The following is a 24084-nucleotide window of genomic DNA, read 5'->3' on the forward strand; positions in this document are numbered from 1 at the left end:
TATATGTTAATCTTAGCTTAGCTAGAAGCGATGTCCCTGCACCTTCGGATGTCACCCCTGCGTAGGCAGGGGTCTAAGAAAATAGCATAGAAGACTATTAAATATTATTAGATCCCAGCTTTCGCTGGGATGACATCGTTTTTGGTTCTGTAAGTACCATTACTTACGTTGGCTTTTTGATCCACGCGGGCAATGCCGTTGCTGAGAATGACATCAATTATATCACCATTACTATGCCTTAAACCTTTTCGGGTTAGCTATATAATTAGAGAATTTAATGAACCTTTATAGAGTCAACCCGTCTTCATCGTTTTTGGATATAGTAGCTGATTTTATTCTAGATAATTTTGCTAAAGAATCTATTAGCAATCTTAAAATTATATTGCCGAGTGGCTTTGCTTGTTTAAATTTACAAAATATTTTGATTAAGAAGCAAAATATTGCGATTTTACCGAATATTATCCCTTTTTCCAATATTATGGCTGAAGGTGAGGAAATATTTAGTATTACATCAGAAAATCTAGAACCTATAACGTTAGAGCCTATAACGTTTTTGCAAGAGAGAATTATATTAGCAGAAATCATCCATAATTACCCTAAGCTACAATTCAGTATAATACAATCTTTACAGTTTTGTTCAACAATAGCTGAGTTATTTTATCAGCTAGCTTGTAATAATTTATCGATAGATTCTGTAAATGAAATAGAAAAAATGAATCTATCAAAACATTGGAATGTTATTTATGAATTTCTTAAATACACCCATCACCAATGGAAGAAACAGATAGAATTGTTAGGATTGCTAGATCGTGTAAATTATCAAATAACTATGATGGAAGCAGAGATAGCAAGGTTGAAAAGAGCTGATACCAATTTAATAGTAGCGGGCATCATAGGTCACAATCTTATATCATGGAATTTTTTAAAGAATGTTGCTAATTCTCCGTGTGGTTTTATAATTTTACCGCCTATTAGTAATAGATCTCTATTAGAATATGATAAGCCTGAAGAAGATTATTTATATAGCTTAAAAAAATTACTGACAATTCTAAATAAAGATTTATCAGATTTTCAGCCTTTAGGTAATGAGCAACAACATCATTCTATTCTAGATCAGATAATTTTTGAGGATAAGGATTTAACACTTGCTAAGCAGGCTCATTTAAACTGCGACGTTATAACAAAAAAGATGTCATTCGAGCTGAGGCAGGAATCTAAAGAAATAGACCGAAAGGGTGCTTTAAACATTCCAGATTCCCGCCTACGCGGGAATGGCATTGAGGAAAGCAGGGATGACATTGAAGGAGACAGGGATGACATTGGTCTACTAAAATATTTTGAGCTTGAGGATATTTTTCAAGAAGCAGAACAAATAAGCCTAATCTGCAAAAAGTATAGTGATAAGAAGATAGCTATTATTGTTAATAATCAAACAAGCAAGAGTTTTTACTGTAATTTTTTGACCAAATATTCCTTAGAATTTCAAGATTTACTAGGTGATAGTTTAACAAAAACGCTGGTTAGTTCTCTAATAATTTCTGTTAGTGAAATATTATGTAATGATTTTGATATAAAAAAGTTATTCTTACTATTAAAGAATCCTTTTATTAATTGTAAATTAGTACCAAAATTAGAACTATTAATGAGCGGTAAGAACCGTTTTATACGGCAACCCAGTCAGATGCTGTCTTTAGTAGAAAAAACCAATGATGATGTATTAATAAAGTGGTGTAAGAAGCTAATAAACTTACTTTATACAAATAGTGGTAGTAGTTTTGTTAAAATATTAAAATCCTCGATTAAGATTGCTGAAAAACTTTATCCAAATATTTGGTATGAACAGTCGGCTGCTGAACTATCAACTTTTCTATCTAGCTTAATAACAAATAATTGTAATCTAACATTAAATAATAAAAAATGGTTTCCAGAGTTACTTAAATCTTTAATGTTTAGTTGTAAGTATTTTGCCCATAATAATTATTCTAAAAATATAATTATTGGTAAAGCTGAAGATTTAATGTTACTTAAATTTGACCTAGTAATTTTAGCCGACTTTAATCAAGGGAGTTTAGCTTCGTCATCAGCTGTAAATCAGTGGATTAATGAGCAGACGCTTAAAAAATTACATATTGCTACTGGATCTACCATACATCAATATTATTTCTATTTATTTCTGCATAATGCTCAAGTGATAATTACTAGGTCAAAAAGACAAGATGGTAAATCAGGTTTATTACCATCAAATTTATTACTAAAATTGCAATTTATTTTACAGAAAAGTTTGATTTCAGAAAATTATTTAACATATTTATCAGAAAGTGACTTAGTGGATGTATCAAATAATGTTAATATGGTTGAGTCAATTATAGCTAATCCGACTAACATTAGTTCGTCATTGCGAGGAGCTACTTTAGTAGAGACGAAGCAATCTAGGGAAGTGAATAGAAATGGATTGTTTCGTTCGGGCTTCGCGCCTCCCCGCCATGACGTCAAAAATACTAATCGGGTTAGCCATAATCATAGTGGTTATGTATATAGTCCAATTTTTCCTGAAGTGATCTCAGTTACTGATATAGAAATGTTAGTACGGAATCCTTATAGTTTCTATGCTAAGAAGATTTTAAATTTGAGAAGCAAGGATATGATAGGGCAGGAGCCTAAAATATCTGAATTTGGTAGTTTTGTTCATAAGGTCTTAGAACAATATTCTAAAAATTATGATAAGTTAGAAAATAACAAAGTTGGATTAATATTGGAGATTAGTAATAATATTTTACAGAATACTATTTTGCCGACCTATACACAAAAAATTTGGCAAATAAAATTTATTCCTATTGCTGAGTCTTTTATTGAGTTTGATGAAAAACGCAGAAGTGATTTCCAATATATTTACTCAGAATGCAGAGGAGAAATTTCGCTAAATATTGGAGGGCAAGAATTAACAATAATTGGAGTTGCTGATAGAATTGAGGTAGATGAGCTTGGGGCAGCTGTCATTATCGATTATAAAACTGGTAGCTTACCGAGTAAAAAAGATGTAGAAGCCGGATTATCTCCGCAGCTAATCATTGAAGGCTTAATGTTACAGGAAGGTGGTTTTGCTATAAAAGTTCATAGTGTTAAACAGGTTACTTATGTAAAAATTTCTAGCTCGAAGCCAATAATCCAAACTTTGGAAATAGACTTAACGAAAGAAGATTTAGATCGTCATAAACAGGGGATGATGCGAGTACTAGAATATTATGTAACGAATAAAAACTTTCCATATGATATTGATTTACTAAAGTATGACGATTATGCACATTTGGCAAGGAGAGATTTATGAAGAAAATAGCCCGGCGTCATTGCGAGGAGCTACTTTAGTAGCGACGAAGCAATCTAATTAATGTGGATTGCCACGACCACTATGTGGTCTCGCAATGACGGGTTTTTAACTTTCAATAGTTGTGGCATAATACCCTAGGCTATTAAACCGATGTCTTACATCAATATTTGAGGTTATAATACTACTAATTGTCTATTTGTTCTTGAATTTATTAGTTTAAAGTGCTTATATAAAATCATTTTCAAAATCCACTATCCAAATCAGTGTATCATTATGTTAGAAGAAGATAGTTTTATTACTAATCTAGTAGATCAGGAATTCTCAGTTACCGAAATTTCTAGTAAAATCAAGGAGTTGCTAGAGAATAATTTTGGTTATATTAGAGTAAAGGGAGAAATCTCTGGTCTTAAGATAGCAACTTCTGGTCATGGTTACTTTAATCTTAAAGAAAATACAGCTATTCTAGCCTGTACTTGTTGGCGTCCTGTACTTACAAAAATTAAGTTTGTACCAATTGATGGTATGGAAGTGGTAGCTAGAGGTAAGCTCTCTGGGTATGCAGGAAATTCACGATATCAGCTATCGGTAGAAGTCCTCGAACCCGCAGGTCTTGGTGCTATCATGCAAATTCTCAAGGAGCGGCAAGAGAGATTAGCACAAGAAGGTATATTCAATAAACCAAAAAAGCCACTACCTTTTTTGCCTAATAAGATTGGGGTGGTTACATCAATGACTGGGGCGGTAATTAAGGACATTATACACCGTATTAATGACCGCTGTCCATCTCATATACTAATATGGCCAGTTACTGTTCAAGGCGAAAATGCTGCAAGTGAAATTGCTAGTGCTATTTCAGGATTTAATGAATTAGATAAAGATATAAAACCCGATGTTATAATTGTTGCAAGAGGAGGGGGGTCTATAGAAGATCTGTGGGCTTTCAATGAAGAGGTAGTAGTACGGAGCGTATTTAATTCAGCTATTCCTATTATTTCTGCAGTTGGACATGAAGTAGATAATACTTTAATCGATTTAGTAGCTGATAGGCGAGCTCCTACACCAACTGCCGCAGCTGAATTTGCTGTACCTGTGCTTTCTAATCTACATTATACAATCAGTTCGTATTATGATGTATTACGCAGTCGTATTAATCAGCTAGTTAAATACGAACAGCAAGCCGTTAACTCCAATACTGATATTTTTAGGAGTATAACTACTTATATAGACTATAATCAACAACTTCTTGATGAACTCAGTTTTAGATTAACAGATTCTTTGCCTAACTTACTCAGATTTAAAGTGGCAAAACTTGACTCACTTAATATAGAAATATTAAATCCTCTAAAAATAGTTAATTATCAGTCGTTAGAATTAGTGCATCAATCTAATTATATGCTAAAATCTATTAGCACTAAGTTAAAAAATTATGAGCATCAATTAAATTTAAATAATTTGCTACTTACAAGTCTAGATTATAAAACTGTACTAAAACGTGGCTTTACGGTAATTAAATCAGAAGATGGAGAATTTATAACATCAAAAGTTGTTGCAAGCAAAAAACAAGAATTTAATATTAAGTTCTTTGACGGTGATATTAATGTATGCTGCAAAAACTTGGAATAGACCTTAAATTAGGAGAACTAATGCAAAATGCAAGTACTTAAAAGTATCATCCCGATTATTATTATTGTGCAAAACTTTTTTACTTTTGCTAATCCTGAGGGCAGTAGTAATCAACTATCTAATATTCAGGACAAATATTTTACTCAATGTACTGAAGAAGTGTCTGATAAAGATAATCTGCTTGTTGATTGGTATCCACTAGAACCCTACCAATTTAGTCATATAGCTAAAAATGGTCACTATTGTGTTACTGGCTTAGATATTGAATTAATCAATAGTATTAGTAGCAAAATTAGCATTGGCGTACAATATGCTGATTCTGTGTGGGAGCGAGCAATATCAAATATAGGGCAGGGTGAAAGTGATATGGTGGCAGGAGCTGCTTATACTGCTGAGAGAGCAGTCTTTGCCAATTTTTCTCTTCCATATCGATTTGAAGAAATTTCCTTATTTACTTTACGTTCAGCAAAAAAACATTTGAGTTTTAGTAACATAAATGAATTTTTAGCTCAGATACGTTTACTAAATTTCCGTCTTGGTATAACTAAAAAAGCTCTTTATGGTGATGCAAGAACGACTGACTACCTAAATCAGGTGAGTAATAACGATATTATCATTAAATATGGAAGTAACCTAGAGTTATTTAATGGGCTGCTACGTAATGAAATTGATGGGTTTCTTGCTGACAGAATTTCAGGGGTAGCTCTTTCATTAAACTATATTAAAAAAGATCAAATAGAGGAAATCCCTACTGGTATTAAAACCCCTGTACATTTAATGTTCAGTAAGAAAACTGTATCTCCTAACGTAGTCGCACGGTTTAACGATTCAATTGAAGAATTTGTCAATAGCGATGAATATAAAAAAATCGTTAAAAGCTATATATATCATATTTTATTGCCAAAATCTATTGATTCAGAATGGTGTTATATTATTGGAGTTATAGGGAGTATAGCATTCGCAATTTCTGCTATCACTATATCCTCTAAAACAAATGCCACGTTGTTTGGTACTTTTGTATTAGCAATGTTACCATCTCTATTAGGATGTATTTTACTCGATATTGTAATAGTACAACACCATGGTGATAATATAAATCTTGTTTTGACTCCATATTATACTTTCCGTGTTTTTATAACGGTACTTGTTGGCTTCTCTACCGTTAAACTCCTAGCTTATTATAATAAGCAGTTATATGAAGATAGTTTTATCCAAAAAATATGGAGTAATACTCTTGTTATTTGTGATTCTTTAGGGCAAGCATCCTTTATGATAATTGGCGTTGTAACCGTAATTGTACAAAGAATTGAACCGTTAGAGTTTTGGGGACCATGTTTTGCGTGTTTAACTTCTAGTGCTGGTATAATACTGCGGAATTTAATTTGTAAGCATGACAAGAATATGGAGTATATACCTAGAGAAGTTAATTTTGAAATATTCATATTATGGGGTGGGATCTTTAGTATATTATTAGATGCTTATGCTTATAATCCTCATTATAGTACAATAAAATACTTTATTATTACGGTAATTGCAGGTGCTTTTGTCAGTAGGTTTTTAGTTCACTACTATAATATTCCAAACTTAACTTTTCGTTCGGATAATGGGGGTATTACGAATTAATTCTTTTAGCTAAGGTAATAGTGATAGAATTGATGTCATTCCCGTGTAGGCATTGCCCGCGTGGATCACTAGTACATCATTTCCGCGTAGGGTGATGTCACCCCTGCGAAAGCAGGGGTCTAAAGGTGTTAAATAGTCTTCTATGCTATTTTCTTAGACCCCTGCCTACGTAGGGGTGACATCCGAAGGTGCAGGGACATCGCTTTTAGCTAAGCTAAGATTAACATATGGCTAAAACCTTCTCATCCCAATTCGGGATAAGAATTAATTAATTCTTATCCCGAATTGGCTTTAATATAAGGAAAAATGCATTCTTAAAGCGGCTAACGCGAATGCATTTTAAACCTTTCTAAAGCTAAAAACATGATTTTAATTTTTTAAAATCATGTTTTTAGCGAAATATTAATTTAACAATCAGATGCAGAGCCGTCTCAAATCTGATTGTTTCTATAATTTTACCGAATTTGGGATAAGAATTGGCAAATTCTTATCCCAGAATTCGCGTTTCTCAGGTTAACTATAATAAAGGAGAATTAGATATGAGTAAAACAGATGATAAGGTATCAACTTTTACTAAAGCCGTTAAGCAAGTTTTTAAATCGGCTAATCATACTTTGAAAAATCTACAAGAAAATATTTATAAAAAAGAACAAGAAGTATTAGATATAAAGAACCTCAAAGATAAAGAAAAAATTGCCAAACAATCAGCAAAAATAGAAAGAAAGATAGAAAAAATAGAGGGATATAAAAAATTAGTTGAGCAAAGGCAAGCGGAGTTATTAGCAGAAATTACTAGCTATAAAGAGTTAATTGCATCAGCAGGGGAAAAACCTCAAGAAAAAAAGACAAGAGAACAACTGAAGTCATGGGAAAAAAAACTTAATGCATGCAACAAAGAGATAGAGGATTATAACAAATTAGTTAACTCACATGACAAACTCCAAGCAGAAAAGGAGATAAAACAACAGCAAAAGCAACAAGAGCAACAGAAAAAGCAAGAACAAAAGGAGATAAAACAGGAACAAAAGCAGCAAGAACAACAGAAAAAGCAAGAAGAAAAGGAGATAAAGCAACAGCAAAAGCTAGAACTTTCCTATCAAGAAGAAAAAGAAAAATTTTTTAAAATATGTAGCGATATTTTAAAAGATCAAACTCATTTAGAGAAAATATTATCTCCTTTAGCAGAGCCAAGAACAAAAGAAAAAGGTATTGCTAAAGGTCAGGCATTTAAAGCTGCCATAGAGGGTATACAATTTGCAGTAAGTCATGCTAAAACAACTGTTGGTGTTATAACTTCAGGGGGGTTTTATGCTAAAGAAATAGAGAAATTACAGAAAATATTAAATGGTGAAGAAAAATATGATCCATCTAACGCTCCTTTCTTTATAAAATTATTGCAAGATCCTGATACAAAAACATTTCTTGCTCAAAATGTTGAAATAATTAATGGACTAGTGGAAAATCTTGCTCCAATTCTTACCAAGATTGCATTAAAAGAGTTGGGGAAAATAGATGAGATACAAAAAGATTTTAACTCTAAAAAAGATGATATACAGAAATTACCGGAACTAGACAAAGAATTACAAGAGCTAAAATTGTTGACAACAAGAAAAGAATCTAAAATTAAAGAATTAGAAGAAAAAATTGATTCATTAAAGTCTCTACAAGCCAAGTATGATAGGGCTATTTTATTACAAGAATTAAAGAAAGCTGGTTTTGATGAAAAATATATAAATAGTCAATTATTACCTATTGTCAAAAATACCGTTGTTGAGATACTTAAAAACCCTGAGAATATTATAGAAATTATGCAGCTAACTGCCGATAGAGCTTTATCTGATGACCCTCAAGTAAAAAAAGATTTACTTGGTTCAATATTAGATAAAATAGATATTAGTGTACTCATAAAAAATGATATACTATCTAAATTCTTAATTAATGATGGAGAAAATATAGCAAAAGCATTGCAAATAATCATTGAATCCAATACAGAACTGCAGGGAACGCTTAGTAGCTTGGGAATGGGAAAAGAATTATTACCGGAAGTAGTACCTGTGCTTTCAGAACTTATTGGTAATATTTTAGCAAACCATGCAGGGGTTAGTAATATATATGAAGCTTTAAAGCCAGTTATATTGGATAATACTGATGATAAAGTGCGAGAGGCTAAAACTATTTCGGAAGTAAGTCACTTAGATAAACAAGGTGGAGCTAAAAAACTTGCTATTGTTAAACAGTTACCTAATATTTTGTTACAAGATGCAACCTTAACAACACTAAAGGAGAGATTGCTGGATGTTTTAGCAAAAAATAAAACAGAGATTGCCAATATTGCTGTTCAAGTTCTGCCAAAATTGTTTGAAACACTAAAGAGTAATGCTGAATCTTTAGCTCAAAGCAATACTCAGAATTTAAAAAAGGAGGATATTTATAAAGTAGTAGTATCACCTATTGTTCCAATTCTAGCTAATGTGAGTCCTGAATTTTATGGGAAGGTAATTCCTCTAGCTATTGATGTGCTACAAAATACCATGAAAGCGGTAAGTCTAGAGCAAATAAAGGAACTCTATCAAGATATACAAACAATAAATCAGGAAACTGGTGATATTGAGTTAAAAGATCAAGCTACAGAAAGACTAATTAAACAATTTGTAGGATTACTTGAAAATGCAGATGTCCAACAAAATATAAAGGAAGATTTGCCAAATTTACTTAGAGCAAATACAGAAACTATCAAGGCTATAGTTAATAATATTAGCAATAATAATCCCCAAATTGCAAGATATGGTGTACCACAAGAATTGATAGATGCTACAGTACCATTAATTGTCGATATAGTGTCAGGGGGTCTTAGTACAGTGCCAGAGCTAGTTAGAATTAATAGTAATTTAGCTAAGTACCAAAATGAAGCTAGTAATGAAGCTACGTTAGGAATTTTGTCTAATATAATTGATGATGTAGGTAGGATTGCTCAAAATATTACTCCTCTATTAACTAAGAGCATCCCTGCTTATTTACAACAAAATAAAGATACTATTTTAACAGTTACAAAAAATGTAACTGAGCAAAAAGAGATTAAAGCTAGCCTAGATCCTGCTGGAGTTAAACCTGAGCTAGTATTAAAGATGGCTGAGTTAGCTATTGATACTGTCCCACAAATATTACCAATAGCAGCTGATTTGGTTAATGCTACTTTAAAAGATAAAGAGGGGGTAACAACTATTATTACTAAAATTCAGGACCTAGTAAATAGTCCTGAACAAGAGAAAATTGCTCAAGCTATTACAGTAGCAGATTCTATTTTAGATTTTATAAATAAACCAAAAAATGTAGAGGTGAGGAAAATAATTGATAAAGATATTCCAAATTTTCTTGGCAAGAATGCTGAGCGATTTGGTGCTGTAGTTGATGAATTTCTCAATACAACAGTTGTGGGTAGGAATTTAAAAGTAAAAGGTCAGGAAATTATTGAATTAGCCAGCAAAAAGATACCAGATTTAACAAATATAGCCGAACAATTTAAGACTGGTAATTATAACATGGTTATGTTCGGGATATTCAAATTGTTATCTGACAAGAAATTAATAGGAATAGTATCAAAAACATTAGTTGAAGGGGCTAGATTCCTAATACAAAGAAGTTTTACCTCACTGAGAACCCGTAGACAAAAATGGAGTAAATCTTTAGGCGAAATTCACTTTAGTTTTTCTAATAAAAATTCTCAGCAGAGTTCTCAGCAAATAGATGAACGAAAACTTGATTTAGGCGAGTTACTTCAACAACAAGCTGATGCCACTGATATTGGTACAATCTCAAAAACTGTAGAATATTCTCTAATAAGTAGAGATTTCAGAGGTTTGGTTTTTGACAAAGAAAATCCGATACCTACTGAAAATGTTATAATTAATGGGTTTAATTTTGATAATGCGATATTTAAAGAACGCTCTTTGCAAAATAGCGAAATTAGCAATTGCTCTTTTAAAGGAGCTATTTTTAAAGATAAAATTAGTTTCGAAGGGGCAACTATTGATGCAAAATCTTTAAAAACTCTTTTGTCTGCAATTAATCAATATAATAAGAATCATGCAAATAATAAAATAACTTTAGATAATGTTAAAATTGTTGGCGATATAAGTGGGCTAACATTTAAAGATATTTCTATGAAAGGCACGGATTTGACTGAGGCACAATTTACTTCAGAAGGCTCTAAGAGCAAGGCAATTAGTAAAGCTACGTTTGATCAGGTTAGTTTTGACGAGAAGACGAAATTACCTGAATATAAAAAAGATGTTCAAAGTGAGGCTAGAAAAATAGCCCAAGGAGTAACCAGTTATGTAGCAAAGAGTACTAAAAGCAAGAATGGTGAAATGGCCATTAATGATATAAAGGATAGTGTATCTAAACATGTTATGCCAAATGGTCCATCTAACAGCAATATAAAACGTTTGCCATCTCCTAAGTCTAAACAAGCAACAATTACTGGAAGCGTAATATAATACTAAATTCAGTGATATACTGCAAAAACTTGAAGAATTGGTAAACCAATTTTCAAGTTTTTGGGTATTGAGTAGCAAAATTGAAGTAGAGACCTTCAATTTTGTTACAAACCAATTTCACCGAATTTGGGATAAGAATTGACAAATTCTTATCCCGAATTCGCGTTATAACAGTGACACCTGCCTTACTGATCTGCTTCAGCAATAGAAGCAACGTCAAAACCAGTGGTATAATTACGAAAGCTGTAAGACAAATTCCAACCTTCACTAGCAGGGTATTTGTTTAAATATCGTTGCCACTCGACAGTTTCACCTACAGTAAATGATGTTGGTTCAGAAATCACCGTAAGATATGATTTAGTAATTGAAAAAACTTATTGTTGACTTTTGCTAACTATAGTCTAAAATTAAAAATGAAATAACTGCAAGGTTATTTTGGAGTGTAACAACCTCCATTCAGCAGCGGTAGACATCAGCCTGTAAAAATGATGCCCCTCGATTTGCCATGGTCGGGGTGATGATAGCTATGTTCAGGGCTTGGGGTGTAAATCTCAAGCCTAAAAGCTATTGTGCTGTCTGCTGACGGTGTTGTTACCCCCCGATCGCCAAGATTATGTATAACCTATAAAACCTTGTCTTTTATCATTTTATCTTGGCGATCAAAACTCTTAATTATTAAAATATTAGAGAAGGGGTCGCATATGAACAACCAACAAGCCATTATCTTATTATATTCATCACATGCCCGTTTTGAACTCATAAGGCAATCTTCGATCAATTTTTGTAAGGAAAATAATTTTACAATAATAAAAATTATCGACGCACCAAATAAATACGATGACCGTATACTTCGCGAATTAATTTATACAGTAAGTAAACAAAATAATGATAATAGTCCTATCAATCTAATCATCGATTATAGTATATTTGGTAATATTTGTTATTTCGTAACTTGGGTGGTAATTACTACTTTATTAGAAGCTAAGCTGATTAATAGGCTTTATATTCAAGAAAATATATTGCATACTGCCAATACTGAAAAAGATAAATTTGATAATTTTTTAGCAACTAACATAATAACTGAGCATTATTTATTAAAATACTGTTTCTCATATTTTAACATTATAATGCATGCTGCTAAAATAACAGATGATGAAGAATTACATAAAGTCGGCAATGCATAATATATCGAGATTTTTTTTAAGTGTTTTTAAGATTCCCGTACTTACTTGTTTTTTTCCAGCCTAGAAGTTAATTTTTTATATACTTCGTTACGGTTTCTTTTCCCTATGCTTAAAACAAGTACTGTTATTCGTATGTCATCAACTTCATAAACTAACCTATATCCTGCAGATTTTAGCTTTATTTTATATAAATTAGTCCCTCCACTTAGGGCATCTTTTGGTATATGAGGATTAATTAACCTGCTTGATAATTTCTTTTTGAATTGTTGTTTAATAACTTCACCTAATTTATCCCATTCTTTCTTTGCAGCAGGAACAAATTCAAGTTTATAAATCATTTAGATCAACTGCTATAGCTTCTGTCTTTTCTTTTAGTCTTTCTTCAGCAAGTTTAAGTAAATCTCTATCATCTAATATTTCAACTATTTGTTCGTATAGTTCAGCTGGAACTAAATAAGCCGTTGGTTTATTATGATTCAATAAAGCAATTGGCTCACCGCTAGATTTAGCCAGCAATGCTGTAGGACTTTTTTTAAATTCTGATATACTGGCGGTAAGGTTAGTATAAATATGGTGCATTGTTATAGTATGATTGATCCCTAATTATATACTCATTATAGTACTTAATTTAGGTTTTAACAATATTTAATTTACCAATTTTTGACAAAGCTAGTTGTTTTTCTGATTGGCTTGATAAATTTTAAACTCATCTTTTCCTCAGCTTCTTTAACTTCTACTTTTGTTGTTTGCTCAAGCATTTTATTTGCTAAAAGTTCTAAATTTGGGTTTAGTATGTACAAGGCTGCTAATACTAATTAGCTTTCAATATAGAATGAATATGGTATAATTTAAGTTATAGAATAAAAATAAAAAAGCTAAAGTCAGGTTATCAATATGTTTATCCATCAGAAACAGTTTGTCGGATGGACTTTTTAGGGGACAATATTTCAGGAATTTTAGCTTGAATACCACATATAAACCATATATGGATTTTTTAGTGAAATTAGAAAAATTCTGAATCCCTAGCTGAATAGAAGAATGGTGGAGACGAAGGGAATCGAACCCCCGACCCTCTGCGTGCAAAGCAGATGCTCTACCCCTGAGCTACATCCCCAAACCGTATTAATGATAGGTAGCTTATATACCTTTTTACAGGCAAGGTCAACAAACTTGTTTGAAAACTTAATATTTAGGCTAAATTTTTGTTCTGTCCCAAGGTAATGCCTTGCCATCAGATCCAACTACCAAATCTCCTGATACATCATATTCTGCTGCTAAAAAAGAAGATTTACCTGATATAAGTTTTACAGGCCTAATTTTTTGTCCATTATGAAAATACTCCTTTGCCTGTTCTCTAGAGGTTGGGTTATTTTTAGACGCTGTTTTAGCTTTTGACATATATGTAATAATCTCAAATATTTTTCTATAATATACAAACCTAAGTACAAAATATCTCACCTTTAATATTTGTCAAGAAAAAGCTGTAAAATGATGTAATAGTGAATTATAGTGTATCACTACAATTATATCATATTTTATTAAACCACTAAGATGTTTAAAATACTTCCAAAAACATTTTATGAAAGAAATACGCTTATTGTCTCACAAGAGTTACTTGGAAAGGTTTTGTGTTTTGGTAATATAGAAGCACGAATTATTGAAACAGAAGCTTATGTTGGAGAAGATGATCCTGCTTGTCATGCAGCAAAGGGTATAACGCCCCGTACAAAGATTATGTATGGTTCTGCAGGTCATGCATATGTATATTTGATTTATGGTATGTATTATTGTTTAAATATAGTAACAGAAAAACAGGGATTTCCAGCTGCTGTATTAATTAGGGGAGTGTATCAATATAGCCCTTTACAAGTTTTACTTGATGGACCTGGTAAATTATGTCGTACTCTTGGAATTAATAAAACCCAAAATGGTCAAGATGTAACTAGTAATAAGTCTTTTTGTATTATTGATGTAGGTAATACCCCTAAATTTATTAGTACTCCTAGGATTGGTATTAGCAAAGGTACAGACAGACTTTGGCGTTATTTAGCACTCTAATCGATCAAACATATCCTGAACCCCTTCAACTGCTTTTCCAATTATCCCTACATCCTCTTCTTTGATTTCTAGCATTGGAGGTATTAGTTCAGGGTCTTTACGAGTTTGAAACAATAATTGTTCAATAGAATGCCCAGCTTCATTAGGACTTAGTAGATTTTGACTTTTCCATAACTCTGCTATCAAGCATGCCAGTTCAGAATGAATAGTTGGGACATCCTGTTTGGAACTAAAACCTACTCCTTCGATTTTAATATGATAATCTTTTTTATCTAATCCATATTCTTGTAATATTTTATCAACTTCTCTTTGAGTAGCAATTGCTTGACGTTGAATATAAGGATTATTACTAACAAATAGAATGATATAATCTTTGTGTTCACCAAGAGCCCCTTTTAAAATCTTATTAACTAGAGTAGCTGCAGCATCACGAGCAGTAGTAGCCGTATTAGGTCGTGTGTTATTATCACCTAGTTCGGTATTTATTACTTCAGCAGAAATTCTCTGGTCTTTATTAAGGAAGTTATTTAATAAATCCTCACTCATCAGGCTTTCTGTGAGTATTTTTGGGTCTGTACTCGCATAATTAGGATATACTCTTCCAGGAAAAAAACCTTTTGGACATTCTTCTTTTGTTGTATATTTAATGAAAGGCTGTGTTATATCTAAGGCAATATTATAACTTTTAGCAAGTGATTCAAGATATGTCTTCCCTTCCTCTGTGCTAGCCAAATCTTCTCCAACTAATAAAGAAGCATCTAATTTATTAATATCTCCCTTATCTTGCCATATTTTTAGCAACTTGGCGTATGTTTCAGGGTTAATGCCATCAATATTAGCCCATAATGGCCTTGCTCCGGTCAATACTAACACTGATCCATTAACTTTAATCTGTTCTATTATTTTATTATAGTAAATTATCCGTGCCAATAAGCCAATTCTAGAGGCTCCAGCAATCCAGCTTTCAGTATATTCTTGATGCTGAGGCGATATTTCATCAATAAGTCCTAATTGTCTAGCAGCTTCAATATGTTGAGATGCATATTTAGTCATCCAATCTTCACTGGTTAATTCGTTACGCTCCTGACCAACCTTACGATTAAATGCATTCTGAGCAACGTATAGTAACCAATCTTCAACATCTCGTATGTTTAGTTCATTAGTAGCTTTAAATAAATTTTTACGCAATAATTTAGCATTGAATCGCTCAGGAGTATCTTGATTAGCCCCAGCTTTAATTAAACTTTTAGAAATTGAAGCAAATATTTTTTCTGGATTACCAGTTTTGTCAAAACATGCTAGATCATGCCATAATTTTTCTGGTTTTAAATATCCTGCTAGATAAAAAATCTTTAATAGACCTTCTTGCTGGGTTGGGAAAGTAAAACCTAATTTCTTAGCAGCTATCTCAAATTTAGAAGGTTCTGACGAACGTTTATAACCTTCATATGTTACCCCAGTAACCATCCCTGTTGCTATAATAGGTAGTATCATTTTTTTAAAGACTTTAAACATATTGTAAATCCCTTAGCTTAATTATAACCCTAGACTTTTGGGCTTTTGGTACTTAATCCAAATATCAATCAACAACTTAGTAATAATAATCGCAGAAAACATAGATGATATTATACCAATAGTTAGTGTTACTGCGAAGCCTTTTATAGCTCCAACTCCAAATATAAAAAGTAAAAATGCTGCAATCAAAGTTGTAACATTTGAATCAAGGATTGTAGCAAAAGCTGATTCAAATCCCATCCTTATGGCATATAGATTAGATGCACCTTTTTTAAGTTCTTCTCTTATCCTTTCATAAATGAGTACATTGGCATCAACTGCCATACCAATAGTTAGGATTATACCAGCAATTCCTGGCAGAGTTAATGTAGCTTGAAAAAGTGACAATAACGCTAAAATATAAAGTAAAGCTAGGCTTAATGCTATATTGGCAAAAATGCCAAGAATTCCGTAAGACCAAATCATGAATATCACCACACTAACAAAACCAATCATACCTGCTTTCTTGCCTGCCTCTATTGAATCTGCTCCAAGATTTGGTCCTACGGTTCTTTCCTCTATTATTTTTAAAGGGGCTGGCAGCGAACCAGCTCTAAGTAATAACGCTAATTCATTTGCTGATTCAACAGTAAAATTACCTGAAATTATCCCGCTTCCTCCAAGAATTGGTTCATTAATTACTGGTGCACTTAATAATTTGTTATCAAGCACGATAGCAAGCCTCTTGCCAGAATTATTCTTGGTTATTTCTGCAAATAATTTACTACCAAGATTATTAAAAGAAAAAGCAACAGCAGGCTGAGAATTTTGATTGAAAGAAGCTTGGGCAGTTGTTAGCTGGTCACCACTAACAATAACTTTTTTCTTAACAACTACGTAATATTCTTGTTTATTTTCATTTTCCCCTTTCACTAAAATTGAACCAAAGGGTAAATGTCCATTTAATGCTTGTTGTATGTTGGCAGTTTCATCTACTAAATGAAAGGTTAGTTTTGCAGTTTTGCCAAGAATATTTTTGAGTTGTTGTGGATTTTCCTCACCTGGTACTTGCAGTAATATATGTTTATCACCTTGCCTTTGTATGTTAGGTTCTGTTGTACCGGTGCTATCCACTCTCATTCTGATTATTTCAATTGATTGGGCAATAACTTGATACCTTAATTCAGCAAGCTTCGAATCACTATAGCTAAACTTAATATTAGTATTATCATTTTCCACAGTAATTTCTCGGTCAACTTTACCTAAGATCTTTTTGACCTGTTTATAATCTTCTAGGTTTCTTAATTCAAACTGCACCGCCTTGTTCTTAACAACAAGATTTTTATAACCTATTTTATCTTCCCGTAAATATTTCCGTAAATGGTCAGCTAGACTGTCCATTACATCATTTAAGTAACTATCAAAATCTACATCTAGCAATAGATGAGCACCACCTCTTAAATCAAGACCAAGATTCACCTTATGGTTTGGCAGTATTTTAGAATCTATAGTTGTAAAATTAGGTAAAGCACAAATAAAGGCTGCTATTGTACATAAAATAGAAAGGAATATTTTCCATTTAGGAATATTATACACAGCTTATTTCCCTTTATCTTTTTTACTTTTGGCAGTAACTTCTGTTTTATGACGACTTGTAATATCAAGTATTGAAGATTTCAGAATTTTGATTCGTATATTTTCAGCTATTTCAAGATCTATCGTGTTGTCAGCATCGTTAATCTTGCTTACTACCCCGAAGATTCCACTATTAGTTACCACCTCTTCTCCTTTCTTAACGCTACCAACTACAGCCTCTTTCTCACGACGACGTTTATCTTGTGGTCTAATTAGAAAAAAATAGAATACAACGAAGATTAATACCATCGGTACAAGGCTTGTTAATATTGATTGAGTAGATGATGATTCAGCTACTGGAGCTACTTCCTCAGTTTCTGTTATTGATATTGTATCTTTGTTATCTGCATAGGCATTTTCTATAAACATATATATCTCCTGACGTATTATGTAAAAGTAGTTGTATTATTTATTGTAACCTCAGTTCGATATAAGAATTAATAATTCTTATATCGAACTGGCTTTGTTATAAGGAAAAATGCACTCTTGAAGCGGTTCTGCAAGTGCATTTTAACTTTTTTCATCATTCAATATGTGATTTTAATAATTAAAATCACATATTGAATGGAGTGTTATATTTTAACAATCAGGTGGGCAGCCGCTTCAAACCTGATTGTTTCTATATATAACACGAAAGTTCGATGTAACTTGTTACATCGAATTCAGGTTATTGTATACTCTTCTGCTTTGAAGAATTGTTTTTTGACAATGAGAGACTCACGTACTCTAAAAAAGCTTGTACCCTTGCAATATAAGGCTGTTATCATTTTATTTCAATAAATATTTTTTCGGGCGAAACCTATAGCTTTCAGACGTTCGCATACTTTTTCAAACATCGCTTTTGGTAAAATATTTAGTGTAGAAATTTCAATATATCTATTATCTTTTAACTCAAGAGAAAAAGATGGTGACTGAAATCTTGGTCCATCAATTGCCCTAGCAATTTTTATAAAATTACCTATTATATGGCTGTTACAATAATCGTATGAATTAATCATTCTTTTTGCTAATCTATTAATATATGTATCACTTCTTGCTGTATAGGTAAGTGCAAGAGCAATACTAAGCATCAACCTTTGACGATGACTAAAAGGAATATCTGAAGCTAAAATAAATTCAACAATAAAATTAGAGCGAAGAGTTTTATCGATATTTTTATTATATTGTGCAAGCATTATGACCAAAGTAATTATACTAATTGTTGTTGTATCTGGTTGAATTAAGATAGGCTTAATGACTTCTGTATAATTTTTGATATTACAAGTAGTTTCATCAAAATTTACTAATGTCTTGATTCTTTCATAAATAATATCTTTCTCCTGTTCTTCTTTAGGGAGACAAGTAAATCTAACACCTTCTTTTAAACCATAATTTGAAATTATTACCTTTTCAGGTAAAAAAACATTTAGCATAGATTTTGCCACCAAAATTGCGTTAGAATGAATTCTTGATTTATATTGTGTTCTCATACTATGAGCATGAGCCAATTTTTCGAGATATAGTTCAAATTCTCTACGATTTATTTCAAGGTTATGTAAGTTCTTAAGAGGATAATGAACAAACTCCATGTAAGAACGTCCAATTAGCCTTAAAGCTCCTCCTATTAAGTATAAGTTTGGACAATGGTACCCTTGTTGACATTGTTGTATACCCGAATGATTTGAGTATACCTCTCCAAACTCTTTGTTGATTATTTGGCTAATTATATTAATATCATCAAAATGATTATTAGTGATTAGGCTAGTGCCTAAAGGTAGAGACTTTAAGATACCCACTTTTCTGTCTTTGATTTGGACAAGCTCAAGACTGCCTCCACCTAGGTCTGCTGCTATACCACAAGCATCATTGATACCAGAAATTAATCCGGCAGCTGTAAGATAGGCCTCGCGATCACCAGAAATAATTTCAATATTAATATTAAATTTTCTTTTAACTATTTCTCTAAATTCTTCAGCTCTTGGATGACCTCTAAGTACAGCAGTAGCAACGCATTTAACATCTGTTACTGATAACCTATCAAAAATATGTACAAAATATTGTAGTGACAGATATGCTTGATGCTTTACTTCTAGGTCATCTAGATTAAGTAAATTGATAACATCACTTTTAAATTTATCATTGAAAATTTCTGGAGCTCCAAGTCTATCACATTCATAAACTACAGCTCTTATGGCATTATAGCCAATATCAATAATGGCTGAACGCATAGAGGTTTATCTTATTTCTTACTTAAAAATTAATCTTCTTTAGTAGTAGAATCTGTATTTTCTTTCTCCTCATCTACATTATTTTTATTAGGATCATAAGGTTTTTGAGTTGGAACAAATGTAGGCGGTAATAACCTATTTGTAAAGAACTTATCTTCATAATACTTAATTTTTAAAGATTTAATAGGTGGAAAAGATTCAATTAAAACGATTTGTTCATCTTTTGGTAATTGAATTACTTCTTGAGGTAAAAGCAGAGCCCTTGAAACTTGTGATACATTCTGCGTTCTTGTTGAAATATTAAGATCAAAAAATAGTGGTTTACTATAAGATCGTTGTTCAACTGTTTTATTACCCACTAGCTGTGATATTAGGTTAGCTGTTTCATAGTTATTAGCTGCAAAAGTAATACGATATGTAGCATTTGACAAGAACGAGTTCATTCCAGCATCCTCATAAGTTCCTTTGAGCTGTTGAGTATCTTGTATAATCAAGAACAGGCGAACTCTATATCCCCTGAAAAATGCGATACCAGCCTTAAATGTATCCATTTTGCCTAAAGTAGGGAATTCATCAAGCAGGAACATAACCCCATAAGGTTCTTCTTTTAAATCAGGCATTTTGCGGCTTAAAAACTCTGTAGCTTGCTGGTAAAAAACCTGCATCAATTTTTGTAAACGCTGTATATTATCTGGAGTTAAACCAACATAAACTGTTGTTTTAATCTTCTTAAACTCAAGTATATTAAAGTCAGATGATGCAGTAGCTGAATCGATTAGCGGGTTTGCCCATAATTCTAAAGAAGAGTTCATTGTAGAGATAACACCTGAACGCTCTTTATCTGCTTTTTGTAGAAATGCAGCAATATTCATATAGGCCACAGGATGTATTACCTTGCCTAAAGTGTCTAGAACTACTGCCAAGTTGTACACCACGTCATCACTACGCATTGTCCTGACCACTTCGCCAAAGGATTTAGTTTTTGTCGGGTCAGCAATTAAGTATAGTACCACACCAAGAAATAAACTGCGTGCTTCATTATTCCAAAAATCTTTTTCAGGCATAATCAGATTTGAGATTTTTTGTACGTCATCCACCATTTGACCTGGTTTGGTACTTACCCAGTCTATAGGATTGTAACAATGAGTTATCCCATCAGGATTGGAAGGTTCCCAAACAAATACTCGTTGTCCTTGTTTCTGCCGCCAGCCACTTGTAAGACCATGATTTTCTAGCTTAATGTCATGTACTATAATAGAGTGTTCCCAAAATAATAAATTGGGAATTACAAATCCTACCCCCTTACCTGAACCAGTTGGGGCAAAAAGCAAAGCGTGCTGAAATCCATCAGCAACAAAATATCCTCCGCTATTGGTACCAAGCAACATACCATGTTTTGAACGTAGACCAGCTTTATCTACATCAGCTTCAGTAGCCCAACTAGCATCACCATAAACTTTTTCCGGTTGAATAAAAAATTGTAAATTCTTTATTCTTTTAAAATTTTTCCAGTAAAATATGATAACTGTAATTGTCGGTATAGTAAGGGATAATATTAACTTAACTTTTAAGTAGTTATATGCTTGAAAAGTTAATTGCGACCATACACTAACTAGCCAATAAGCCCACTTATAAGCTATATCTATGGCTGTTAAGTCAATATTTATAGCTCTAATCTCGTTAGTAGTAAATGCAACTAGTACTCCACTAATCCATATCGTACAAAATACTACCAAAGGATGTATTATAAAATGACCCAAGAGGTTACGGGCAAGGTTTACTATTCTCTCCAATCCCATCATTAGTCTTGCCTATTCTTACTATAATATATTTCTGAGACATATCTCTTCCCACCACTACCACGTTTTAATTGTATCACAATATCGACGACCGCTAATATATATTTTTTCACTTCATCTGGTGGCATGCCTAAACTAGCTTGCATAACCATTAGCTTAAGTTGTTCTATAGCCATTGCTGGTGCATCAGCATGTAAAGTAGATATAGAGCCAGGATGGCCTGTATTAATTGCTCGTAAGAAACTAAATGCCTCAGCTCCTCTAAGTTCACCTACAATAATTCTGTCAGGTCTTAGACGTAAACACGCCTCAATCAAATCCTGAGTAGTAACTTTTGCACGACCTTGCCCCCCTTTTGAAGCGAGGAGATGTAATTTATTAGGGTGATTTGCTAAGATTACCTCCCTAGCATCTTCAACAGTAATTAATCGCTCGCTATCTGGAATTTCTGCTAAAGCAGCATTAGTAAAGGTTGTTTTACCAGTTGATGTACCACCACTAATAATAATATTTTTTTTAGAAATTACAGCATGTCGAATAAATTCTTTTATTTTATTTTCTTTTAAATAATTGTTTAAGATTTTTGCATTCTCGTCAATTAATTCTCCAGTAGATGTTGAATCAAAAGCTCCCATTTTATCATATTGATCTAATGTAAGATTCATTGCACTACCTTTCCTGATAGCATACCCGACATGACCTGGTTCACAAGCAGGAGGAAACACTATTTGGATACGGTAGCCATTTGGCAGGGATGCAGAAAGTAAAGGTTTTTCCTCAGAAATTGTCTGATCAGTTGACTGAGCTACAAGCCTACCAAGCGATATAAGATGTTCAAAATCAAGTTCAGGTACTAATTTACAAAACTGATCTCCTTTCTTCTCAATCCATACTTCTCCTGGTTTATTTACCATGATCTCATTAACACCATCTTCTGCGAACAGTTCTTTAAATGGTAATAGAAAAGTCTCTAATGCAGCAAAATTATCACTCATTTTATCAATCTTGATTTTCTTAGTACAGCTTGAGGAAATTTATAATCTTTATTGACATAAATTTTAATTACCGTACCTTGATCTATGGTAATAGTTGGGTTAAATTCATGTTGCTGCATCATACCTTTCATAGTATCACTGATATCAGTAAAAGCTTGTTTTGAAGCTGTTTGTGCCTGGGTTGGAGTGCTAGCAGTTGCAGTGCTAGTTAGCAAACTAGCTGCTGCATTAGTTACTGCAGTCATTAATGCAATAATCCTTTGACCAGGCTGTGATCCAGTTGGATTTTGTGCAGTATTACAAGCCTGCATCATGGCAGTATAGGCTGTTGAGGTCTTATCGGGAATGGCGTTCATGACAGCAGAACATATCTGTGAAATTTTAACATCCTCAGTACCAGGACCATTATTAATACTTTGTGCTAAATTTTGTATATTAGTAGCGGCAGCAGTATTAGCGGCAGCAGCTTGTGAATTAACTGGCGGAGCTACCACTTTGTCAAGGGCATTGGCAAGTCCAATATTAAATGCCGATAATAATACAGCATTGGTTAATCGTTCTCTATATTTATTATCTACTCTTCCTTGCTCACCTTTCCTTCCAAGATTATCAACAGCTACAGCATCTAAGGTAATGGTATAACCGTTTGACAGATCAATACGATTCCATATTATTGCAATTCGACCATACGCTCCATTAATACCAGTTGTATAAGTACCAAAAATCTTTGATCCTTTAGGAACTAAAATAATCTTCTCCCTTTCAGAAAATACATCTCTGCTAATTATTGCCCTTACTTCCCCACCTAAATCACTATTAATAGCAGTCTCTAGTACCGCTTCAATTATCTTACCACGACCAAGAACAAATGCCATATCTCCACGATCTTGAAAATTTGCTTCTTCGGCAATTTGACTTGGTGTTTTTTTCTCTGGAACTCCTGCAATTAATACTATAGAAGATTTTCTCTTTGCTTCACGGCGTTTCTTTTCCTCGTCACTTTCAGCTCCTCCAGGAAGGGGTGATGATACAACGGAAGGAAGAGAAACTTTGTCAGCACTATTATTATCTACTGAAGCAGTAGGTAAAGGAAGCTTTGGTACATCAGCAACCTTAGGGGGAGGAGGTGGTGGAGGCGGTGGAAGCTCCACAGGTGTTTCGAGTTTAGGTGCTTCTGGTAATTTTGGAATCTCTGGTAGATTTTGAGAATTATCTTGTGTCGGTTTAGTAATATCAGTAGGTGCTGATGGAGCTACCACCTCAGCTGGTTTATTATCAGTAATAAAAAGTTTAAAAAAAATAAATATAAAGACAGCAGAAATGACAAGTAGAATCAGAATGCTTTGCTTAGGATTAGTGGCAACTTTTGATAGTTCATTTTGAACTTCTGGTATGTCTTGTTCCTCTGCACTCTGTGTACTGATTTGAGAAGAGGTATTATTTTGCTTTGCCATAGTTAAATTAATATCATTATTACGCGAAATTATAGAAACAATCAGATTTGAGACGGCTCTGCATCTGATTGTTAAATTAATATTTTTAGCTTTAGAAAGGTTTAAAATGCATTCGCGTTAGCCGCTTTAAGAATGTATTTTTCCTTATATTAAAGCCAATTCGGGATAAGAATTAACTAATTCTTATCCCG

The 24084-nt window shown here is 32.9% G+C and carries 18 protein-coding genes and 1 tRNA gene; 6 read left to right on the forward strand and 13 right to left on the reverse strand.

Going from position 1 to position 24084, the window contains the following annotated elements:
* Positions 1 to 277 precede the first annotated feature (277 nt).
* The 4 genes from ACN1AG_RS05895 (at position 278) to ACN1AG_RS05910 (ending at position 11067) form a co-directional block, all read left to right on the forward strand.
* Positions 278 to 3325: a PD-(D/E)XK nuclease family protein gene (locus tag ACN1AG_RS05895; protein WP_417904683.1), complete on the forward strand. Its 3048-nt coding sequence runs from the start codon at positions 278 to 280 to the stop codon at positions 3323 to 3325.
* A 273-nt stretch (positions 3326 to 3598) separates the two neighbouring features.
* Entirely contained in the window at positions 3599 to 4948 is a 1350-nt protein-coding gene (gene xseA / locus ACN1AG_RS05900) for an exodeoxyribonuclease VII large subunit (protein WP_417904684.1), read from the forward strand.
* Positions 4949 to 4975: 27 nt separating this feature from the next.
* The gene (locus tag ACN1AG_RS05905; protein WP_417904685.1) at positions 4976 to 6571 is read left to right on the forward strand and encodes a transporter substrate-binding domain-containing protein; all 1596 of its coding nucleotides are present in this window, start codon (positions 4976 to 4978) and stop codon (positions 6569 to 6571) included.
* A 539-nt stretch (positions 6572 to 7110) separates the two neighbouring features.
* Positions 7111 to 11067, forward strand: a complete 3957-nt coding sequence (locus ACN1AG_RS05910; RefSeq protein WP_417904686.1) for a hypothetical protein — start codon at positions 7111 to 7113, stop codon at positions 11065 to 11067.
* Between the two features lie 185 nt (positions 11068 to 11252).
* On the opposite strand, the gene ACN1AG_RS05915 is transcribed toward ACN1AG_RS05910, so the two are convergent.
* Positions 11253 to 11411, reverse strand: a complete 159-nt coding sequence (locus ACN1AG_RS05915) for a hypothetical protein (protein WP_417904687.1) — start codon at positions 11409 to 11411, stop codon at positions 11253 to 11255.
* A 357-nt stretch (positions 11412 to 11768) separates the two neighbouring features.
* Between ACN1AG_RS05915 and ACN1AG_RS05920 the strand changes: the two genes are divergently transcribed.
* Positions 11769 to 12251, forward strand: coding sequence for a hypothetical protein (locus ACN1AG_RS05920; RefSeq protein ID WP_417904688.1), 483 nt, complete (start codon positions 11769 to 11771; stop codon positions 12249 to 12251).
* A 41-nt stretch (positions 12252 to 12292) separates the two neighbouring features.
* Here the strand turns inward: ACN1AG_RS05920 and ACN1AG_RS05925 are convergent, their stop codons facing one another.
* The 5 genes from ACN1AG_RS05925 to ACN1AG_RS05945 all read right to left on the reverse strand — a co-directional run bounded on the left by ACN1AG_RS05925 (position 12293) and on the right by ACN1AG_RS05945 (position 13649).
* Positions 12293 to 12589, reverse strand: coding sequence for a type II toxin-antitoxin system RelE family toxin (locus tag ACN1AG_RS05925; RefSeq protein WP_417904689.1), 297 nt, complete (start codon positions 12587 to 12589; stop codon positions 12293 to 12295).
* Complete coding sequence (locus ACN1AG_RS05930) at positions 12579 to 12830, reverse strand: type II toxin-antitoxin system Phd/YefM family antitoxin (protein ID WP_417904690.1); 252 nt, start codon at positions 12828 to 12830, stop codon at positions 12579 to 12581. Before ACN1AG_RS05930 ends, ACN1AG_RS05925 begins: the two co-directional genes overlap by 11 nt.
* A gap of 71 nt (positions 12831 to 12901) precedes the next feature.
* Positions 12902 to 13051: a hypothetical protein gene (locus tag ACN1AG_RS05935; protein ID WP_417904691.1), complete on the reverse strand. Its 150-nt coding sequence runs from the start codon at positions 13049 to 13051 to the stop codon at positions 12902 to 12904.
* 239 nt (positions 13052 to 13290) lie between these two features.
* Positions 13291 to 13365, reverse strand: a tRNA-Ala gene (locus tag ACN1AG_RS05940).
* An 80-nt stretch (positions 13366 to 13445) separates the two neighbouring features.
* The gene (locus ACN1AG_RS05945) at positions 13446 to 13649 is read right to left on the reverse strand and encodes a hypothetical protein (protein WP_341758148.1); all 204 of its coding nucleotides are present in this window, start codon (positions 13647 to 13649) and stop codon (positions 13446 to 13448) included.
* Positions 13650 to 13802: 153 nt separating this feature from the next.
* On the opposite strand from ACN1AG_RS05945, the gene ACN1AG_RS05950 reads away from it, so the two are divergent.
* Positions 13803 to 14309, forward strand: coding sequence for a DNA-3-methyladenine glycosylase (locus ACN1AG_RS05950; RefSeq protein ID WP_417904692.1), 507 nt, complete (start codon positions 13803 to 13805; stop codon positions 14307 to 14309).
* On the opposite strand, the gene ACN1AG_RS05955 is transcribed toward ACN1AG_RS05950, so the two are convergent.
* The 7 genes from ACN1AG_RS05955 to ACN1AG_RS05985 form a co-directional block, all read right to left on the reverse strand.
* The gene (locus tag ACN1AG_RS05955; RefSeq protein WP_417904693.1) at positions 14298 to 15824 is read right to left on the reverse strand and encodes a hypothetical protein; all 1527 of its coding nucleotides are present in this window, start codon (positions 15822 to 15824) and stop codon (positions 14298 to 14300) included. The genes ACN1AG_RS05950 and ACN1AG_RS05955 overlap by 12 nt on opposite strands.
* A 21-nt stretch (positions 15825 to 15845) precedes the next feature.
* Positions 15846 to 17399 carry a protein translocase subunit SecD gene (gene secD / locus ACN1AG_RS05960; protein WP_417904694.1) on the reverse strand — a complete coding sequence of 518 codons (1554 nt, stop codon included), beginning with the start codon at positions 17397 to 17399 and terminating at the stop codon, positions 15846 to 15848.
* A 3-nt stretch (positions 17400 to 17402) separates the two neighbouring features.
* Positions 17403 to 17807, reverse strand: a complete 405-nt coding sequence (gene yajC / locus ACN1AG_RS05965; protein ID WP_417904695.1) for a preprotein translocase subunit YajC — start codon at positions 17805 to 17807, stop codon at positions 17403 to 17405.
* 404 nt (positions 17808 to 18211) lie between these two features.
* Positions 18212 to 19645: a Ppx/GppA family phosphatase gene (locus tag ACN1AG_RS05970; protein WP_417904696.1), complete on the reverse strand. Its 1434-nt coding sequence runs from the start codon at positions 19643 to 19645 to the stop codon at positions 18212 to 18214.
* A 29-nt stretch (positions 19646 to 19674) separates the two neighbouring features.
* Entirely contained in the window at positions 19675 to 21444 is a 1770-nt protein-coding gene (locus ACN1AG_RS05975) for a type IV secretory system conjugative DNA transfer family protein (protein ID WP_367364840.1), read from the reverse strand.
* A 2-nt stretch (positions 21445 to 21446) separates the two neighbouring features.
* Complete coding sequence (gene virB11, locus ACN1AG_RS05980; protein WP_341758157.1) at positions 21447 to 22439, reverse strand: P-type DNA transfer ATPase VirB11; 993 nt, start codon at positions 22437 to 22439, stop codon at positions 21447 to 21449.
* Positions 22436 to 23893: a TrbI/VirB10 family protein gene (locus ACN1AG_RS05985; RefSeq protein WP_417904697.1), complete on the reverse strand. Its 1458-nt coding sequence runs from the start codon at positions 23891 to 23893 to the stop codon at positions 22436 to 22438. The genes virB11 and ACN1AG_RS05985 overlap by 4 nt, the downstream gene beginning before the upstream one ends.
* Between the last annotated feature and the right edge of the window lie 191 nt (positions 23894 to 24084).

Source organism: Candidatus Tisiphia endosymbiont of Micropterix aruncella (assembly GCF_965178575.1).
GTDB lineage: Bacteria > Pseudomonadota > Alphaproteobacteria > Rickettsiales > Rickettsiaceae > Tisiphia.

Bases quoted from the DNA above. Each gene is read 5' to 3' on its own strand.
- ACN1AG_RS05955 (WP_417904693.1), bottom strand. From the start codon at position 15,824: ATGTTTAAAGTCTTTAAAAAAATGATACTACCTATTATAGCAACAGGG.
- ACN1AG_RS05985 (WP_417904697.1), bottom strand. From the start codon at position 23,893: ATGGCAAAGCAAAATAATACCTCTTCTCAAATCAGTACACAGAGTGCA.
- ACN1AG_RS05910 (WP_417904686.1), top strand. From the start codon at position 7,111: ATGAGTAAAACAGATGATAAGGTATCAACTTTTACTAAAGCCGTTAAG.
- ACN1AG_RS05925 (WP_417904689.1), bottom strand. From the start codon at position 12,589: ATGATTTATAAACTTGAATTTGTTCCTGCTGCAAAGAAAGAATGGGAT.
- xseA (WP_417904684.1), top strand. From the start codon at position 3,599: ATGTTAGAAGAAGATAGTTTTATTACTAATCTAGTAGATCAGGAATTC.
- ACN1AG_RS05895 (WP_417904683.1), top strand. From the start codon at position 278: ATGAACCTTTATAGAGTCAACCCGTCTTCATCGTTTTTGGATATAGTA.
- ACN1AG_RS05945 (WP_341758148.1), bottom strand. From the start codon at position 13,649: ATGTCAAAAGCTAAAACAGCGTCTAAAAATAACCCAACCTCTAGAGAA.
- ACN1AG_RS05930 (WP_417904690.1), bottom strand. From the start codon at position 12,830: ATGCACCATATTTATACTAACCTTACCGCCAGTATATCAGAATTTAAA.
- ACN1AG_RS05975 (WP_367364840.1), bottom strand. From the start codon at position 21,444: ATGGGATTGGAGAGAATAGTAAACCTTGCCCGTAACCTCTTGGGTCAT.
- virB11 (WP_341758157.1), bottom strand. From the start codon at position 22,439: ATGAGTGATAATTTTGCTGCATTAGAGACTTTTCTATTACCATTTAAA.
- ACN1AG_RS05950 (WP_417904692.1), top strand. From the start codon at position 13,803: ATGTTTAAAATACTTCCAAAAACATTTTATGAAAGAAATACGCTTATT.
- ACN1AG_RS05920 (WP_417904688.1), top strand. From the start codon at position 11,769: ATGAACAACCAACAAGCCATTATCTTATTATATTCATCACATGCCCGT.
- ACN1AG_RS05970 (WP_417904696.1), bottom strand. From the start codon at position 19,645: ATGCGTTCAGCCATTATTGATATTGGCTATAATGCCATAAGAGCTGTA.
- ACN1AG_RS05905 (WP_417904685.1), top strand. From the start codon at position 4,976: ATGCAAGTACTTAAAAGTATCATCCCGATTATTATTATTGTGCAAAAC.
- yajC (WP_417904695.1), bottom strand. From the start codon at position 17,807: ATGTTTATAGAAAATGCCTATGCAGATAACAAAGATACAATATCAATA.